The sequence below is a fragment of the Brevundimonas sp. S1H14 genome (assembly GCF_047716865.1).
In the GTDB taxonomy this organism is placed as follows: Bacteria; Pseudomonadota; Alphaproteobacteria; order Caulobacterales; family Caulobacteraceae; genus Brevundimonas; species Brevundimonas naejangsanensis.
Map to the genome: position 1 here is coordinate 2086292 of NZ_CP136679.1, position 16630 is coordinate 2102921.

18 protein-coding genes and 1 tRNA gene are annotated in these 16630 nt (G+C 65.0%); 8 read left to right on the forward strand and 11 right to left on the reverse strand.

What is annotated here, in order from left to right:
* Positions 1 to 4: 4 nt before the first annotated feature.
* The gene (locus tag RSD66_RS10165; RefSeq protein ID WP_415287593.1) at positions 5 to 898 is read right to left on the reverse strand and encodes an SDR family oxidoreductase; all 894 of its coding nucleotides are present in this window, start codon (positions 896 to 898) and stop codon (positions 5 to 7) included.
* Between the two features lie 125 nt (positions 899 to 1023).
* Between RSD66_RS10165 and RSD66_RS10170 the strand changes: the two genes are divergently transcribed.
* The 5 genes from RSD66_RS10170 to RSD66_RS10190 all read left to right on the forward strand — a co-directional run bounded on the left by RSD66_RS10170 (position 1024) and on the right by RSD66_RS10190 (position 3684).
* Positions 1024 to 2124, forward strand: coding sequence for a flavodoxin family protein (locus RSD66_RS10170; protein WP_415287594.1), 1101 nt, complete (start codon positions 1024 to 1026; stop codon positions 2122 to 2124).
* An 18-nt stretch (positions 2125 to 2142) separates the two neighbouring features.
* On the forward strand, positions 2143 to 2388 hold the full coding sequence (locus tag RSD66_RS10175; protein ID WP_415287595.1) for a hypothetical protein: 246 nt from the start codon (positions 2143 to 2145) through the stop codon (positions 2386 to 2388).
* 125 nt (positions 2389 to 2513) lie between these two features.
* A complete protein-coding gene (locus RSD66_RS10180; protein WP_415287596.1) occupies positions 2514 to 2753 on the forward strand; it encodes a hypothetical protein in 240 nt (79 codons plus the stop codon).
* A 24-nt stretch (positions 2754 to 2777) separates the two neighbouring features.
* Positions 2778 to 3365 carry a DUF4142 domain-containing protein gene (locus tag RSD66_RS10185; protein ID WP_415287597.1) on the forward strand — a complete coding sequence of 196 codons (588 nt, stop codon included), beginning with the start codon at positions 2778 to 2780 and terminating at the stop codon, positions 3363 to 3365.
* Positions 3366 to 3435: 70 nt separating this feature from the next.
* Entirely contained in the window at positions 3436 to 3684 is a 249-nt protein-coding gene (locus tag RSD66_RS10190; protein WP_415287598.1) for a hypothetical protein, read from the forward strand.
* On the opposite strand, the gene RSD66_RS10195 is transcribed toward RSD66_RS10190, so the two are convergent.
* The 4 genes from RSD66_RS10195 to clpX form a co-directional block, all read right to left on the reverse strand.
* Positions 3679 to 3755: transfer RNA gene (locus RSD66_RS10195), tRNA-Val, on the reverse strand. The genes RSD66_RS10190 and RSD66_RS10195 overlap by 6 nt on opposite strands.
* 47 nt (positions 3756 to 3802) lie before the next feature.
* Positions 3803 to 4078 carry an HU family DNA-binding protein gene (locus RSD66_RS10200; protein WP_415287599.1) on the reverse strand — a complete coding sequence of 92 codons (276 nt, stop codon included), beginning with the start codon at positions 4076 to 4078 and terminating at the stop codon, positions 3803 to 3805.
* Positions 4079 to 4200: 122 nt separating this feature from the next.
* Entirely contained in the window at positions 4201 to 6600 is a 2400-nt protein-coding gene (gene lon, locus RSD66_RS10205; protein WP_415287601.1) for an endopeptidase La, read from the reverse strand.
* Positions 6601 to 6874: 274 nt separating this feature from the next.
* Complete coding sequence (gene clpX / locus RSD66_RS10210) at positions 6875 to 8143, reverse strand: ATP-dependent Clp protease ATP-binding subunit ClpX (protein WP_024354171.1); 1269 nt, start codon at positions 8141 to 8143, stop codon at positions 6875 to 6877.
* A 196-nt stretch (positions 8144 to 8339) separates the two neighbouring features.
* Here clpX and RSD66_RS10215 point away from each other — a divergent pair, with 196 nt between their 5' ends.
* Positions 8340 to 8987 carry an HAD-IB family hydrolase gene (locus RSD66_RS10215; RefSeq protein WP_415287602.1) on the forward strand — a complete coding sequence of 216 codons (648 nt, stop codon included), beginning with the start codon at positions 8340 to 8342 and terminating at the stop codon, positions 8985 to 8987.
* Between the two features lie 13 nt (positions 8988 to 9000).
* Here RSD66_RS10215 and RSD66_RS10220 read toward each other — a convergent pair whose 3' ends face one another.
* From RSD66_RS10220 to tig, 4 genes are all read right to left on the reverse strand, one after another.
* The gene (locus RSD66_RS10220; RefSeq protein WP_415287603.1) at positions 9001 to 9543 is read right to left on the reverse strand and encodes a cytochrome b; all 543 of its coding nucleotides are present in this window, start codon (positions 9541 to 9543) and stop codon (positions 9001 to 9003) included.
* A gap of 101 nt (positions 9544 to 9644) precedes the next feature.
* Positions 9645 to 10286 (reverse strand): ATP-dependent Clp protease proteolytic subunit, encoded by a 642-nt coding sequence (locus tag RSD66_RS10225; RefSeq protein WP_024354168.1) that lies wholly within the window; start codon positions 10284 to 10286, stop codon positions 9645 to 9647.
* A 108-nt stretch (positions 10287 to 10394) separates the two neighbouring features.
* Positions 10395 to 11300 carry a hypothetical protein gene (locus RSD66_RS10230; protein ID WP_415287605.1) on the reverse strand — a complete coding sequence of 302 codons (906 nt, stop codon included), beginning with the start codon at positions 11298 to 11300 and terminating at the stop codon, positions 10395 to 10397.
* Between the two features lie 120 nt (positions 11301 to 11420).
* Positions 11421 to 12764, reverse strand: coding sequence for a trigger factor (tig, locus tag RSD66_RS10235; RefSeq protein WP_415287607.1), 1344 nt, complete (start codon positions 12762 to 12764; stop codon positions 11421 to 11423).
* A 172-nt stretch (positions 12765 to 12936) separates the two neighbouring features.
* Here tig and RSD66_RS10240 point away from each other — a divergent pair, with 172 nt between their 5' ends.
* The gene (locus RSD66_RS10240; protein ID WP_415287608.1) at positions 12937 to 13650 is read left to right on the forward strand and encodes an MBL fold metallo-hydrolase; all 714 of its coding nucleotides are present in this window, start codon (positions 12937 to 12939) and stop codon (positions 13648 to 13650) included.
* Between the two features lies 1 nt (position 13651).
* Here the strand turns inward: RSD66_RS10240 and RSD66_RS10245 are convergent, their stop codons facing one another.
* Positions 13652 to 13948, reverse strand: coding sequence for a hypothetical protein (locus tag RSD66_RS10245; RefSeq protein ID WP_415287610.1), 297 nt, complete (start codon positions 13946 to 13948; stop codon positions 13652 to 13654).
* Positions 13949 to 14131: 183 nt separating this feature from the next.
* Between RSD66_RS10245 and RSD66_RS10250 the strand changes: the two genes are divergently transcribed.
* Positions 14132 to 14365 (forward strand): general stress protein, encoded by a 234-nt coding sequence (locus tag RSD66_RS10250; RefSeq protein WP_029673451.1) that lies wholly within the window; start codon positions 14132 to 14134, stop codon positions 14363 to 14365.
* Positions 14366 to 14443: 78 nt separating this feature from the next.
* Here the strand turns inward: RSD66_RS10250 and egtB are convergent, their stop codons facing one another.
* The gene (gene egtB / locus RSD66_RS10255; protein WP_415287611.1) at positions 14444 to 16609 is read right to left on the reverse strand and encodes an ergothioneine biosynthesis protein EgtB; all 2166 of its coding nucleotides are present in this window, start codon (positions 16607 to 16609) and stop codon (positions 14444 to 14446) included.
* Between the last annotated feature and the right edge of the window lie 21 nt (positions 16610 to 16630).

A 16630-nucleotide genomic window follows, 5' to 3' on the forward strand; every position in this document is an offset into this window, starting at 1 on the left:
AAGCTCAGGCGATCCCGGCGCCGCCGGTGACGCCCCAGACCTCGCCCGTGACGAAGCTGGCCTCCTGCGAGGCAAGCAGCACATAGATCGGTGCGATCTCTACCGGCTGGCCCGGTCGGCCGAACGCGCTGTGGGCGCCGAACTGTTCGACCTTTTCCTGAGGCTGGCCGCCGCTGGGCTGCAGCACCGTCCAGAAAGGGCCTGGCGCCACGGCGTTCACGCGAACGCCCTTTTCGATCAACTGCTTGGCGAGGGCCTTGGTGTAGGTGACGATCCCGCCCTTGGTGGTGGCGTAGTCCAGCAGAATGTCCGACGGCTCATAGGCCTGGATCGAGGCGGTGGTGATGACCGCCGCGCCCGGCGGCAGGTGGGGCGTCGCCGCCTGACACAGCCAGTGCAGGGCATAGAGATTGGTCTTCATCGTGGCGTCGAAATCATCGGTCGAAACCTCGCCCACATCCTCGCGGAACTGCTGGCGTCCGGCATTGACCACCAGGATGTCCAGCCCGCCGAAGGCCTCCAGCGTGCGCTCCACCATGGTCGCATTCCACGCCTCATCGCGCACGTCGCCGGGCAAGGCCAGCGCCTTGACGCCCTCGGCCTCGACCAGGGCGATCACCTCGCGCGCATCGGCTTCCTCTGAAGGAAGATATGAGATCGCAACGTCGGCGCCCTCACGAGCGTAGGCGATGGCGACCGCACGGCCTATGCCGGAATCAGCGCCGGTGATCAGGGCGCGTCGCCCCCTCAGCCGCCCGTGGCCGCGATAGGTCTCTTCCCCATGATCGGGCTGCGGCTCCATCTTGGCGACCAAGCCGGGGGCCGACTGGGGCTGGCGCGGAAAGGGAGGCCGCGGATACTGATTTCGGGGATCTTGCATGGTGATGCGGTCGGGCATGACGGCTCCTCTGAACGACTGAAGGTCGCCATTCTAAGTCGTGCCCGCTGCGGGCGTTCCCGGCGCAAGGATGGAACGGCGGGATCGGAAGCGACGTTTCCGGCAAAGCCAAGCCGGAGGCCTCCATGCCCGATTCCGTCGCCCCGCCTCCTGCCGTCCCCGAGCCGCGCAAAGGCATGCCCAGCCCCGAACTGGATCGCGCGACCTTCAAGGCGCGCTTTCGCAGCCGGTTCGCTGACCCCGCCTTCGACTCTTTGCGAGAGGAGATCGATCGCTTGGCCGCCACAGCCTGGGACGGATATATCTCGGGCCGCAAAGCGCCGCTGACGCAGGCCGCCGGCCAGGGTTTTGCTGATCCCGAATATGAGCTGGCTCTCGACTGGGTGTACGCCCACGCCGCCGTCCGCGCCGCCCAGGCCTGTCACGACGATGCGTCGGCGCCTTTACGCATCCTCATCATCAACGCTTCCAGCCGATCGGAACACACCTGCCCCGGAGAAATGTCCAAGAGCTGGCGCCTGGTCCAGATAGCGCTTGAGGTCTTTGAGCGCACCCCCGAGATAGAGGGCGAAATTCTCGACCTGTCGCGGCTGGCATCGGAGTACGGCCGCGAAATCCACCCTTGCAAGGCGTGCTTCTCGACGGCGGCCGCTCTCTGTCACTGGCCGTGCAGCTGCTATCCCAACTACAGCCTGGGCCAGGTCCACGACTGGATGAACGACATCTATCCCATGTGGGTCCGGGCGCACGGGGTGCTGATCGTCACGCCGGTGAACTGGTATCACGCCTCCAGCCCATTCAAGCTGATGATGGACCGGTTGGTCTGCGCCGACGGCGGCAACCCGGACCCCACGTCGACACAGGGCAAGACCGTCGCCCTGGCCAAGGCCCTGGAGCTTGCCGATTGGCCCTATCCGCGTCACCTGGCCGGCCGGCGTTTCGCCCTGGTGGTTCATGGCGACGTAGAAGGAGCGGAGAACGTGCGCCGGTCGCTGTCTGACTGGCTTATATCGATGAAGTTGTCGCCGGCCGGACCCGATGCGGAGATCGACCGCTATATCGGCTACTGGGAGCCTTACGCGACCAGTCACGAGGCCTTGGACCATGACGAGACCATCCAGGACGAGGTGCGTTTGGCGGCGGAAGAGTTAGTTCGCGCCGTTATCGCCGGACGGGAAGACGGCGGCCCTGTGGAACCCTCTCGCCGCCCGCCGCGACAGAAATAGGCGAACCACCGGCGCCGTATGGAACAGGCCGTATGCCTGTCGCTTCTCCTCAGAACGAAAGGAACCGCCTTGCCTCTCGCCAACAAGCAAAAGCCGCCCATTTTGCAGCGCCCGCGGCGATTGCTGATGGTCGTCGGCGCTCTCCTGGCGCTGCTGCTGATCGTTTATCTGGCGACCGCCGCTACCGGCTTTCTGCGCACCCAAAGCAAGGTTCCTGACCCGCAGATGACCGGAGGCGAAGCGCCGCTGGAGCGCGCCATGTAGCGACCGCCAAGCTTGACCGTTTGGAACGGGCTCGCGCTTTCGCTGCTTAACCTCCTGTCACAGGGAGGAAATAATGACCGAGCATCGCTCACGACTGCGCCGTCCCTTCATACAGGGAGCCCGCCATGCGCTTCTATGAAGTGGTGGTCGGCAGCGACAGCGGACCGCAGCGGCATTTGCGCGTGGCTTCGCCCACCGACGCCCAGGCCGCCGACGCCGCCGCTCCCTTGATGCGCGCGCATGAGGCCATTCTGTCCATTCGAGAAAGCCCTGACGACGGGTTGCAGCAGGCCGACGCGCCGCCGCCCAAGACTCAGGCTGAAGAGATGGTGCCCGGCACACCGGGCATGGCCGCTAAGTCCTGAAAATTATCCAAGGAGAAATCGATCATGATCAAGCAAACCGTCGCCGTTCTGGCTGTATCCACTGCCGCCCTGACCCTGGCCGCCTGCAATCAGCAGCAAGCCTCTGAAGCTATCGACAAGGCCCAAGACGCCGTCTCCGAGCCAGTGGGTCAGACCTCGGCCGCGACCATGGGGTCCAATATGGTCAGCGCCTACGTCCCCAACGCGGCGATGGGCGACATGTATGAGATTCAAGCAGCTGACATCGCCCTCGAGCGCTCGCAGAACGCTCAGGTCAAGGAGTTGGCCCAAATGATCAAGGCCGATCACACCGCCGCCTTCGCCGCGCTGAAAACGGCGGCAGGGCAGGCGGCGCCGGACACGACCCTGCCGACGGAACTGGACCAGCGCCGCAAGGGCCTGATCGACAACCTCCGCTCGGCCTCGGCGGCGAACTTCGACAAGACCTACGTCGACCAACAAGTCGCCGCCCATGAAGAAGCCGTCACCCTGCATCGCGGCTTCTCGAACAACACGGACGTGCCCGCCCTCGCGGAACACGCCCGCACGGTATTGCCCAAGATCGAGGCGCACCTGGAGCGCGCCAAGCAGTTGCAATCCAGCCTCGGTTGACGCCAGCCGCGAGGATTTGCTGAGGGAGGGGCGGTCTAAAGACCGCCCCCAAAGGATACGGCGGCGCTGGATGGGCCTGCTGGCCGCCGCCCAGTCGGTCGAACCTCATGACATCACCCGCTACGGCACGCTCACAAACGCGGGGCTGAAGTGCTGGGACGAAGGCTGCCATCATCGCCGACGCGACGGTCAACGCCGAAGCGTTGCAGCCGACAGCCTGAGCCAGCTTGGGCTCGCCGCCTCCGCCCGGCGGCCGGGCGAACGCCCGCGCGCGACAATGGCCGCGGCGACAAGATCGGACAATGGCGATGGATGGTAGGCGGCGACGGGTTCGAACCGCCGACCCCCTCGGTGTAAACGAGGTGCTCTGACCAGCTGAGCTAGCCGCCCACATCAAATCGACTCAACGTCGGGAACAGCTTCATGCCCTGTGGCGGTCAGCCGTTCAAGGCGCTTTTCAAGCCTTCGCCGGGACGAAAGCGCGCGGTGCGCGAGGCGGGACGAGCGATCTCCTGGCCGGTCTGGGGGTTGCGCGCCACGCCTGCCTTGCGCTCGGCCGCGACGAAGCTGCCGAAGCCGACCAGACGCACCACCCGCCCCTCGACAAGCGAAGCCGTCACCTGATCGGTGAAAGCCTCCAGCGCCAGCTTGGCCTGGTCGCGGCTGATGCCCGCCGCCTGAGCCATGCAGCCGATCAGTTCAGTCTTGGTCATGTCGAAACCTCCCCTCGCGAACGAAGGCGGAACTTAAGCGGCTGTCGGCGCACAGGTCAAAAAAGAGGCGGCTCAGGTCGCCCCGAGCCGCCTCTCTTCACTTCATCAGGCCAAGACCCGCATCAGTGGCTGATGCTGGTCCCTTCGCCCGCCGTCGGCGCGGGCGGCGTCGGAGTCATGGGTTCGGCCGCCTCGTCCCATTCGACAGGGGCCGGCGTGCCGGTCAAGGCCCACTTTAGCGCCTCGTCGGCGGTAGAGATCGGCACGATCTCCAAGGCCGCCTTGACGTTTTCCGGCACCTCTTCGAGGTCCTTCTCGTTCTCCTGCGGGATCAGCACGGTCTTCACGCCCGAGCGCAGGGCCGCCAGCAGCTTTTCCTTAAGGCCGCCGATAGCCGTGACCCGCCCGCGCAGGGTGATCTCGCCGGTCATGGCGATGTCCTTGCGGATCGGAATGCCGGTCAGAACCGAGACCATGGCCACCGTCATGGCCACGCCCGCCGAGGGGCCGTCCTTGGGCGTGGCGCCGTCGGGGACGTGGACGTGGATGTCGGTCTTCTCGAACACCGGCGGCTTGACGCCGATGCTGAGGGCGCGGCTGCGGACGTAGGATGCCGCCGCCGAGATCGACTCCTTCATGACGTCCTTCAGGTTGCCGGTCACGGTCATGCGGCCGCGGCCCGGCATCTTCAGGGCCTCGATGGTCAGGATGTCGCCGCCGAACTCGGTCCAGGCCAGGCCGGTGACGATGCCGACCTGATCTTCCGCGTCCGTCTCGCCATAGCGGAACTTCTTCACGCCCGCGTATTCGGCCAGCTTGGCCGCATCCACGGTGATCGAGGCGGCCTTGGTCCTGGCCATCTCGCGCACCGCCTTGCGGGCCAGGCCGCCCAGGGCGCGTTCCAGCGAACGCACGCCTGCTTCACGCGTGTAGTAGCGGATCAGGTCGCGGATCGTGTCGTCAGGGACGATCAGCTCGCCCTCCTTCAGGCCGTGGTCCTTGAGCTGTTTGGGCAGGACGTGGCGGCGGGCGATCTCGACCTTCTCATCCTCGGTGTAGCCGGAGACGCGGATGATCTCCATGCGGTCCAGCAGGGGCTGGGGCATGTTCAGGCTGTTGGCCGTGGTGACGAACATCACCGGCGACAGGTCGTAGTCGACCTCCAGATAGTGGTCGCCGAAGGTCGAGTTCTGGGCCGGGTCCAGCACTTCCAGCAGCGCCGAGGACGGGTCGCCGCGCCAGTCGGCGCCCAGCTTGTCGATCTCGTCCAGCAGGACGAAGGCGTTGGTGGTCTTGGCCTTCTTCATCGACTGGATGATCTTGCCGGGCATGGAGCCGATGTAGGTCCGGCGGTGGCCGCGGATCTCGGCCTCATCGCGCACGCCGCCCAGCGACATACGGACGTATTCACGCCCCGTCGCCTTGGCGATGGACTGGGCCAGCGAGGTCTTACCGACGCCGGGAGGCCCGACCAGGCACAGGATCGGCCCCTTCAGGCTGCCGGTGCGCGCCTGAACGGCCAGATACTCGATGATCCGTTCCTTGACCTTCTCCAGGCCGTAGTGATCCTCTTCGAGGATGTCCTCGGCCTTCTGCAGATCGATGGGCTTGGGGCGGGTCTTGGACCACGGGATCGACAGCAGCCAGTCGAGATAGTTGCGCACAACGGTCGATTCCGCCGACATCGGCGACATGTTACGCAGCTTCTTCAGCTCCGCCTCGGCCTTGATGCGGGCTTCCTTGGACAGGCGCGTCTTCTTGATGCGCTTTTCCAGCTCAAGCAGTTCGTCGCGAGCGTCGTCGGTCTCGCCCAACTCGCGCTGGATCGCCTTCATCTGCTCGTTCAGATAGTACTCGCGCTGGGTCTTCTCCATCTGCCGTTTCACGCGGCTGCGGATTTTCTTCTCGACCTGAAGGACGCTGATCTCGCCTTCCATCATGCCGTAGACCTTCTCCAGCCGCGCCGGGATGACGACGGTTTCGAGCAGGGCCTGCTTGTCGGCGATCTTGACCGACAGATGGGCGGCGACCGAGTCCGCCAGCTTGGACGGGTCGGTGATCTGAGGAATGGCGCTGAGGGCCTCGGGCGGGACCTTCTTGTTCAGCTTCACATAGTTTTCGAACTGTTCGATCACGGCGCGCAGCAGGGCTTCGCTCTGCGACGGATCGCCGGCCTCGTCGTCGATCTCGACGGCTTCGGCTTCGTAGTAGTCCTCACGGTCGGTGAAACGGGTCAGTCGCGCGCGCGACTTGCCCTCGACCAGCACCTTCACCGTGCCGTCGGGCAGCTTCAGCAGTTGCAGCACAGAGGCCAGAACGCCGGTCGAATAGATGGCGTCCGTCGCGGGGTCGTCGTCGACCGAGTTCATCTGGGTGGCGAGCAGGATCTGCTTCTCGCCCTTCATGATCTCGTCGAGGGCGCGCACGGACTTTTCGCGGCCGACAAACAGCGGCACGACCATGTGCGGAAAGACGACGATGTCTCTCAGCGGCAGGACAGGGAGGATTTTGCTCTCGGTCATGATGCGTACTTTCCGGGGCCTTCGTGAATCTCCGGCCCGCCGAACCGGTCTGATTTGGCGCTACTGCCTCTTCATCCCGACTCGACCCGCTGTTTTCAGCGGCTTTCGTGTGAGTATGTGGTTCTGTCTGGACGCGGTTCAAGCGTGGCGGGCCTGCAGCCCACAGAAGCGTGAAAAAGCGTGTGATTTCAGACGGCCGCCTGGATCATCTCTGAAACGATGAAGGGGCGGCCCATGGCGAGCCGCCCCTTTTCGCTTGGATCAGACCGTGGCGTCAGGCGGCGCCGTCGGCCGTTTTCTTCTTGGTTTCCGAATAGATCAGCAGCGGCTGGGCCTTGCCATCGATCACCTCGGCGTTGACCACGACCTCTTCGACGCCCTCGAAGGTGGGCAGTTCGAACATCGTCTCCAGCAGCACGCCCTCCAGAATGGAGCGCAGGCCGCGGGCGCCGGTCTTGCGGGTGATCGCTTTCTTCGCCACCGCCGACAGAGCGTCGTCGGTGAAGGTCAGGGTGACGTTCTCCATCTCGAACAGTCGCTTGTACTGCTTGACCAGAGCGTTCTTCGGCTCGGTCAGGATGGTGATCAGCGCCGCCTCGTCCAGGTCTTCCAGCGTCGCCAGGACCGGCAGACGGCCGATGAACTCGGGGATCAGGCCGAAGCGCATCAGGTCGTCCGGCTCGACGCCCTTGAGGATTTCGCCGGTGCGACGCTCGTCGATCTCCTTGACCTTGGCGCCGAAGCCGATGGAGGCCCCTGCACCACGCGCCGAGATCACCTTTTCAAGGCCGGCGAAGGCGCCGCCGACGATGAACAGGATGTTGGCGGTATCGACCTGCAGGAACTCCTGCTGCGGATGCTTGCGGCCGCCCTGCGGAGGCACGGAGGCGACGGTGCCTTCCATGATCTTCAGCAGGGCCTGCTGCACGCCCTCGCCCGACACGTCGCGGGTGATCGACGGGTTGTCCGACTTGCGGGAGATCTTGTCGATTTCGTCAATGTAGACGATGCCGCGCTGGGCCCGCTCGACATTGTAGTCCGACGCCTGAAGCAGCTTCAGGATGATGTTCTCGACATCCTCGCCCACATAACCGGCTTCGGTCAGGGTCGTGGCGTCGGCCATGGTGAACGGCACGTCGATGATGCGCGCCAGCGTCTGGGCCAGAAGCGTCTTGCCCGAGCCGGTCGGCCCGATCAACATGATGTTCGACTTCGCCAGTTCGACGTCGTTGTTCTTCGTCGCGTGGTTCAGGCGCTTGTAGTGGTTGTGAACGGCGACGCTCAGCACCTTCTTGGCGTGGGCCTGGCCGATCACATAATCGTCGAGGACGTCGCGAATCTCCTTGGGCGTAGGCACGCCGTCCTTGGAGGTCTTGAAGGCGATCTTGTGCTCTTCGCGGATGATGTCCATGCACAGTTCGACGCATTCATCGCAGATGAAAACGGTCGGTCCGGCGATCAGTTTGCGGACTTCATGCTGGCTCTTGCCGCAGAACGAGCAGTAGAGCGTGCTTTTGGCGTCTGTGCCGGCGGCTTTGGTCATAGACCCTTCTCACTATCCGCAATCCGCCCCGACATTGGGACGAAAGGCGCTTCCTTCGCGATCGATCCGAGGAATCTATCATCGAAGGTCTTCAAAAAATGACAATCACCCATCACACGTTCCGCCACAACCCCGTTGCGGCGCTGCAACGCGCTTCGGGGAACGGACAGGACAGATAATATGGGGATCACGGCTAATGTCTGACATGGGAAGCGAAAAAGGCTTTCACCAGTCCCCTGCCCCCGGACAACCCATCGTCGCCTTCGATTTCGACGGCACGCTGACGATTCGCGACAGCTTCACCAGTTTCCTGAAATGGCGGGCCGGGCCGGTACGCTGGCTGACCGGGCTGGTTCAGATGGTCCCAGCAGTGTTCGCCTATCTGGGCGATCGCGACCGGGGCCGGATCAAGGTCGCCTCGGTGCGCGAATTCCTGATGGACGCCGACCGCAAGTCGCTGGAGGCCGAGGCCGAGCGCTTCGCCGCCGAGATCTGGCCGCGCTTCATGCGTCCGGACGCCCTGTCGACCTGGGAGGACTGGGGCCGTCGCGGCGCCCACCGCGTCATCGTCACAGCCTCGCCCGAGACAACCGTCGCCCCCTTCGCCCGCAGGCTGGGCGCCGAGAACCTGATCGGCACCCGGTTGGCCTTCGACGGCCAGGATCGCGTGGCGGGAAGCTTCGTCGGCGGCAACTGTCGGGGCGAGGAGAAGATGAGCCGCCTTCGCGCCGTCTACGGCCCGGACATGAAGCTGGCCGCCGCCTATGGCGACACTTCGGGCGACGCCGAGATGATCGCGGCGGCCGATGAAAAAGGCTACCGCGTGTTCACCGGCCGCCCCTGACCGACACTTCACTCTAGCCGATCATCCGCCGGGTCGTCCCATCCTTCCAGATGAAGCGATGGACCAGCACCATCAGAATATGGCCCGCAATCGCGGCCAGCAGCACCCAGGCCAGCAGGCCATGCACGGCGTTGGCCGGGGCGGTCATCCACGACACCTCGGCCCAGCCGCCGTCGATCAGGCGCACCCCGAACACATCCAGCGGCTTGCCCGATCCATACTGCCGCAGCAGCGCCAGAGCCGGGACGATCAGCATTAGGGCGTAGAGCGCCAGATGCCCGACCTTGGCGGCCAGACCCCAAAAACCGCCGCCATGCGCCGGGCGCGCCTTCATATTGTACAGGCCCCAAAGCGCCCGCAGCACGATCAGGGTCAACAGAATGACGCCGATCCCCTTGTGCGTGCCAACCCAGAAGGCGGTGATCGGCGCCTTGCCGACGATCAGCTTGATCGCCATACCCGCGAACTGCCACGCCAGCAGCAGGGCCATCGCCCAGTGCAGGACGCGCGTCACGGCGCCATATCGGAATCCGTCGTCTCTCCACTGCATCATCATGAATCGCCCCCTTGCTGACAACGAATCTCAAACACGATTCGAGGCGGAATCCGTCGCCAGATCCCGCCTCGCAAATTGTCGCAGCCCGAGCGCGTTTAGACTTAGGGAGCCTTCACGCCGTCGTCGTCGGCCTGGGTGCGCTTGTCATAGACGTGGTCGACGATGCCCCAGGCCTTGGCTTCCTCAGCCGTCATGAAGTGGTCGCGGTCCAGAGTGCGCTCGACCTCTTCATAGGTGCGCCCGGTGTGCTGGACGTAGATCTCGTTCAGACGTCGCTTGGTGGCGATGATGTCTTCGGCGTGGCGCTCGATGTCCGAAGCCGTGCCGCGGAAACCGCCCGAAGGCTGGTGCACCATGACGCGCGCGTTCGGCAGGGCGACGCGCTGGCCCGCTTCGCCGGCCGTCAGGATCAGCGAGCCCGCCGACGCGGCCATGCCCATGACCACGGTCGAGACCGGCGACTTGATGTATTGCATGGTGTCGTAGATCGCGAGCGCCGACGTCACCTGACCGCCGGGGCTGTTGATGTACATGCTGATTTCCTTCTTCGGGTTCTCCGATTCCAGGAACAGCAGCTGGGCGCAGATCAGCGAGGCCATGCCGTCCTCGAACGGGCCGGTCAGGAAGATGATCCGCTCGCGCAGCAGGCGCGAGAAGATGTCGAACGACCGTTCGCCGCGGCTGGATTGCTCCACCACCATCGGCACCAGGTTGTTGGAGATGTAGTCGATCGGATCGCGCATGAAGGCCTTCTCGAATTCAGGAGGGTCGCACGACTCATGGAACGCGCGCCTGTCTCCTACGATATCGCGTCGCTGGCCCGCCGGCGCAAGGCTCCCTTGCGCTCGACCTTATTGGCGCTGCGCGTTCCGCTCCGCTCGTCGGAGGTCGCGCACGATCGAAGAGGCATGATTGTATCGGTCGATGCGCTCCGAGAACGCCCCGTATAGCGAAGCGAGGTAGGCCTTATCCCAGCCCGACAAGCCCTCGTCCCTACCCGTTTCGTGGAAAAGATTCAGCACCGTATCGAACCGACCCGTGCCGCCCTCGGGGTCAACTTGCGCCAACACCACCATCGCCAGATAATCCCCTAAAAGGGGAAGTTCAGTCCCCTCGACCTTGGCGATATCGACGATGACGATCACCTTGCTTAACACGTCCGTGATAGGTCGCCCCTTGTTCGCCAGCCCCTCGCCCGGCACGTAAATCGGGTCGACGTCGCCCGGCATCCGGATGGCCCGCTGCCCCGATATGCCGATGACCGGCATGCTGACGTGCCACCAGCGCACCGGCCAGTCGCTGTTCTGGAAGGCGTCCAACGCTTTCTGGCCTCGGTCCAGTTGGCTGGTCCAGCGCACGCGGAACGCATCGGCGTCGTGCTCCACCAGACCCCGCGCCAAGCCTGGAGCGTCGTCCGTGAAGACAATGATGACATTGGGCTGGCAGCCCGGCTCTCGTATGCGCACGTCGTAGCTGCTCGCCACCGTGGCGATGTGGTCGATCAGCGGGCGCGCGACGCTCTGCGACAGGTTGGCGACGCCGAGGCATATCGGCCCGCGCCATCGCGCCAGACCGCGCTTGGGCGGCGGCGCCGCCAGTTCCGCCACAAACGCCTCAGCCTCATCCTGCAGGCGTCGGCTGGATACGACCACATCCTCGACCCGGACGGGATCTTCCTGCGCCGACGGCGAGCCCGCAGCTTGCACCGGCGTGCCGGAAATCAGTGCTGACGCCATCAGGGTTGCTAGGCTCAGCATAGTCGTCTCCATGTCGAAATCCCGACAAAACGCCGATATCCTACCGTCTCCGCTCTTCCATGCAAAGAGGGGCGGCCCATGCGGACCGCCCCTCAACAACGCTCGTCAGGAAAGAAGAGCTTACGCCTCGTCTTCTTCCTTCATCAGCTCTTCCTTGGTGATGGCTTCGTCCTTCACCTCGGCGACCGAGACGATCAGGTCGACGACCTTCTCTTCATAGATCGGGGCGCGCAGCTGGGCTGCGGCGTTCGGGTTCTGGCGGTAGAAGTCCAGCACCATCTTTTCCTGACCCGGATAGTTGCGGGCTTCGGCCATGATGGCGTTCGACAGTTCCTGATCCGTCACGCCGACGTTGTTGGCGCGGCCGATCTCGGCCAGGACCAGACCCAGGCGCACGCGGCGCTCGGCGATCTTCTTGTACTCGGCCTTCAGTTCGTCTTCCGACTTCTTGGCGTCTTCTTCCGGCAGCTGGCCGGCGTCCTTGTCGGCCGACACCTGGGCCCAGATGCCTTCGAACTCGGCGTCCACCATCTTCGGCGGCAGGGCGAAGTCGTGGCCTTCGTCCAGCAGGTCCAGCAGGGCGCGCTTCAGCTTGAAGCGGGTGGCGCCGGCGTATTGCTGGTTCAGGTTGGACTTCAGCAGTTCCTTCAGCTGGTCCAGCGACTCCAGGCCGATGCGCTTGGCGAACTCGTCGTCGATCTTGGATTCGACCTCGGCCTTGATGGCCTTGACCGTGACGTCGAAGGTCGCGGCCTTACCGGCCAGGTGCTTGGCCTGGTATTCTTCCGGGAAGGTCACTTCGATGGTCTTTTCTTCACCGACCTTGGCGCCCTTCAGCTGCTCTTCAAAGCCGGGGATGAAGCGGCCCGAGCCGATCACCAGGTCCGCGTCGGTGGCGGCGCCGCCGTCGAAGGCTTCGCCGTCGATCTTGCCCAGGAAGTCGATGGTCAGTTGGTCGCCGTCGGCGGCCTTGACCGTCTTGCCCTTCTTGTCCTCGTAGGACTTGGCCTGCGAGGCCAGTTCCTTCAGCGCCTCGTCCAGGTCCTCTTCCGAGGCCTCATAGGTCGGGCGGGTCAACTTCAGGGTCTTGGGGTCGACCGGAGTGAATTCCGGCATGACTTCCAGCGACATTTCATAGGCCAGGTCTTCCTGACCGGCGATGACCTTGTCCATGTCGGAGGTCAGGTTCATCTCGGCCGGAGCGGCCGGACGCAGGTTCAGCTCTTCCAGAGCGCCCTGGCTGGTCTCGTTCAGCGAGGCGTTGATGATTTCGCCCATGAAGTCACGGCCGAAGGTCTTCTTGACGTACGAGGCCGGCACCTTGCCCGGACGGAAGCCCTTGAGCTTCATCTGGGGGGCCACTTCCTTGATGCGGGCTTCGAGCTTTTCATTCAGCTCGGCGACGGGAATGGTCACCGCAATCACGCGGCTGAGGCCTTCGTTCGACTTTTCGACGACTTGCATGGTCGGATATCTGACGCTCTGTGGCGACGCCGCAAAGGCGCGCGGTGGATAAAGCAACAGGGCCGCCCCTTTCGGGAGCGGCGCCTCGGAGCCCGCCCTTATGTCGAGAAGGGGCTGAAACGTCAACGCGACGCGGTTCCTTTGTGGTCATCGGGCCGCTATCTGAGGGCGCATGAGCCAGTCGTCAGCCTCTTCCGCAGCCCCCATCGGCGTCTTCATCACGCCCGTGACCCCGCTTCAGCAGAACTGCACCACCGTCTGGTGCACGAAGACCAACAAGGCCGCCGTCATTGATCCAGGCGGCTCGGTCGACGCCATTCTGGGCGAGGTCGCGCGGCGCGGACTGACGCTGGACGCGATCTGGATCACCCACGGCCACCTGGACCACGCCGGCGCCGCCGCCGAGATGCAGGAGAAGACCGGCCTGGACATCGTCGGCCCGCACCTTGAGGACCAGTTCTGGATCGACCTGATTCCCACCCAGGGCCAGAAGTACGGCCTGCCCGAGGCCCGCACCTTCACCCCGACGCGCTGGCTGGACGACGGCGACGTTCTGACGCTGGGCGAGACGACGTGGGAGGTCTTCCACTGCCCCGGACACACGCCCGGCCACGTGATCTTCTTCAACCGCCAGGCCCGTTTCGCCCAGGTCGGCGACGTTCTGTTCCAGGGTTCGGTCGGTCGCACCGACTTCCCGCGCAGCGACCATCAGGCCCTGCTGAGCGCAATCACCACAAAGCTGTGGCCGCTGGGCGACGACGTAACCTTCGTGCCGGGCCACGGGCCGCATTCGACGTTCGGAGCCGAGCGACGCAGCAACCCCTTCGTCTCGGATCGGGCCATGCAGGCGGTGCCGATTGCGCGCCCGGCCTCCGGCCCAGCCTGATTCAGCGCGCGGCCAGCAGGCCGATCAACACGCCTATCCCGAGGGCATAGAGCGTCATCCGGATCGGCTCGTCGCGAATCGCCTCGCAGGCCTCGGAGCCGCGATGGCGCGCCCAGTCGCGCACCTCGGCCGCATCCTCGCGAACGGCCTGACGCAGCGGGCGCGGCCGCGTCCCTGCGGCCAGAATCTCATCGGCCGCACCGTCCAGACGGTCGCCAAGGGTGGAGCGGCCTTCGGTGATGTCCTCCGGCGACGGCGCGCCGTCAGCATTGGTGAAGGGGTCGCTGGAAACCGGCATGAACTGAGCTCCTGAATGCTGCACTCCGAGCCTCGATGAACCCGCCGAAATCCGTGCGGTTCCGTCTTATCGCGCCTTGACGAGCCTGGCCGCCGAACAGGGTTTTAATCCTTTCTCGGAACCTCCGCGCCGGGGCCGGGTTCTCTTGCGCAAGCGCCACCGTCTACGAAAGGAACATCTGAAATGGCCGAAGGTCAGCCCACTCGCGGCTCCGGTGTTTCCAAGCGAGGTTTCGCCTCGATGGATCCGGAACGTCAGCGCGAAATCGCCCGCAAGGGCGGCGCCAGCGTCCCCAGCGAGAAGCGCAGCTTCTCTCAGGATCGCTCTCTCGCAGCCCAGGCCGGGCGCAAGGGCGGCGAAGCCTCCCACGGGGCGCGCAACAAGGCCGCTCAGGATCCGGCGACGCCGAAGCGCTGATCCCAGCGACACAGTTTCAGACTTTAGAGACGGCGCGGGAAACCTCGCCGTTTTTCTTTGCCCGACATCCGCCGAGGACTAGCTGGCCAGCAGCGCCAGGGCCACGCGCGGCGCGTCGCTGACTTCGAACGCCTCGACACGCCAGCCGGCCGCCGCGGCCAGAGCGCGCACGCGGGCCTCGTCGAACTTGCGCGAGCTTTCGGTGTGGATCGTCTCGCCCTGCGCAAACCGGAAGACCAGCTTGCCCAGCCTCACCGTCATGGGGCGCAGGGCCTCCAGGTGCATCTCCATACGCGCCTCGGCCTCGTTCCAGACCGCCCGATGGGCGAAGGCGTCCAGATCAAAGTCCGTCCCCAGATCGCGGTTGGCCCGCGCCAGCACGTTCAGGTTGAAGCGGGCGGTCACGCCTTGCGCGTCGTCATAGGCGGGGATCAGGATCGACGGCTCCTTGATCAGATCGACGCCCAGAATGAACAGAGCGTCCGGCCCCAGCATGTCGCGCGCGCCGCGCAACAGGGCCTCGGCGACCTCTGACGTCAGATTGCCGATGGTCGAACCCGGGAAAAAACCGACGCGACGCCCCTGCCCCGCTTCAAGCGGCAGGACGCCGAGATGTTCGAAATCGCCGACCAGCGGCAGGACCTTCAGCGCGGGATAGGCCTGCCTCAAACGCGCGGCCGCGTCTTCCAGCGCTGTGGGACTGATGTCGATGGGGACGTAGGCCGCCAGATCGGACGCGGCGTCCAGCACGATCCGGGTCTTCTCGCTGGCGCCCGAGCCCAGTTCGACCAGGACGGCGTCAGCGCCGAACCGCCCCGCCCACAGCGGCGCGACCCGCCGCAGCAGCGCGGCTTCCTGTCGGGTCGGATAATATTCCGGCAGGCGCGTGATGGCCTCGAACAGGTCCGACCCCCGCGCGTCATAGAACCATTTGGGCGGCAGGCTCTTGGGCCGCGCCGCCAGACCTGAGACGAGATCGCGACGAAAGGCCTCATGCTCGTCGTCACCCTCGCCCTGACGCATCGCCTCATCGGCGTCCGACGCCAGCCGCACGCCGGTGAAGGCCCAGCGCTGGTCCGGATAGAAGAAGTTGCGATAGGTCGGCCGCGCATGGCCCGGCGCCGTGGCGAAGGCGCCGCCGCGCAGCACCATCTGATTGGCCATGAACTTGCCGTTGTACTCAGCCGCCGTGCCTTCGGTCGGGCGAAAGCCGGGGTAAGGGCCATAGGCGCTGGAGGTCCATTGCCATGCCTCAGTGTCCAGATTGGAGAAGGCCTCGGGCCGACTGCGAGCCGCGTGCTCCCATTCCGCCTCGGTCGGCAGGCGCCGCCCCGACCACCGCGCGAAGGCGTCGGCCTCATAGAAGCTGACATGACGCACCGGCGCCGCCGGATCGACCGGCCGCCGCCCCGCCAACGTCATCACCGTCCAGCCGTCGTCTTCCTCACGCCTCCAGTAGAGCGGGGCCGTCCACCCCTGCGCCTGAACCGTCGCCCAGCCGTCGCTCAGCCACAGATCGGCCCGTGCGTAGCCGCCGTCGTTGATGAAGGCCAACCACTCGCTGTTGGCGACCAGGTCGGCGGCCAGATCGAACGGCTCCAGCCAGACGCGATGGGCGGGCCGCTCATTGTCGAAGGCGAAACTCTCAGCGGCGTCGCCGATCTCAACCAGCCCGCCATCGAAAGTCCGCCACCCGTCGTGCGACGACTGCAGCGGCGCGCAGCGCGGCTCCTCGCCAAAGGCGGCCGGATCCAGCGGCGAGCGCGACATCAGATGCAGCATATCCATCAGGAAAAGCTCCTGATGCTGCTGTTCGTGGTTCAGCCCCAACTCAAAGAGATATCGCTCCAGCTCGCTGAATGGCGCCGAGGCGTCGGCGAGGCGCGCCTCCATTCGCCGATCGACCTCCTCCCGATAGGCCATGACCTCAGCCCGCGAAGGGCGCGTCATCAGCCCCCGTTCGGCGCGACCGATCCGCTCGCCCAGAGCATCATAATAGGAGTTGAAAACCCGCCTCAGCCTCGGGTCGATCGGCCGATAGCCCGGCCGTTCAAGCAGCATCGCCTCAAAGAACCAGCTTACATGGCCGAGATGCCATTTGCCGGGACTGGTCTCAGCCATCGACTGAGCCTGCAGGTCTTCATCCGACAGGGATGCAGCCAGTATTGGCAACACGCTACGCGTCCGCCGATAGCGTTCAAGGTCGCAGTCGGGGGCGGTCGCCCTATGCTGCATGCTGCCCATGAAGCCGTTTCGCCCCCATGC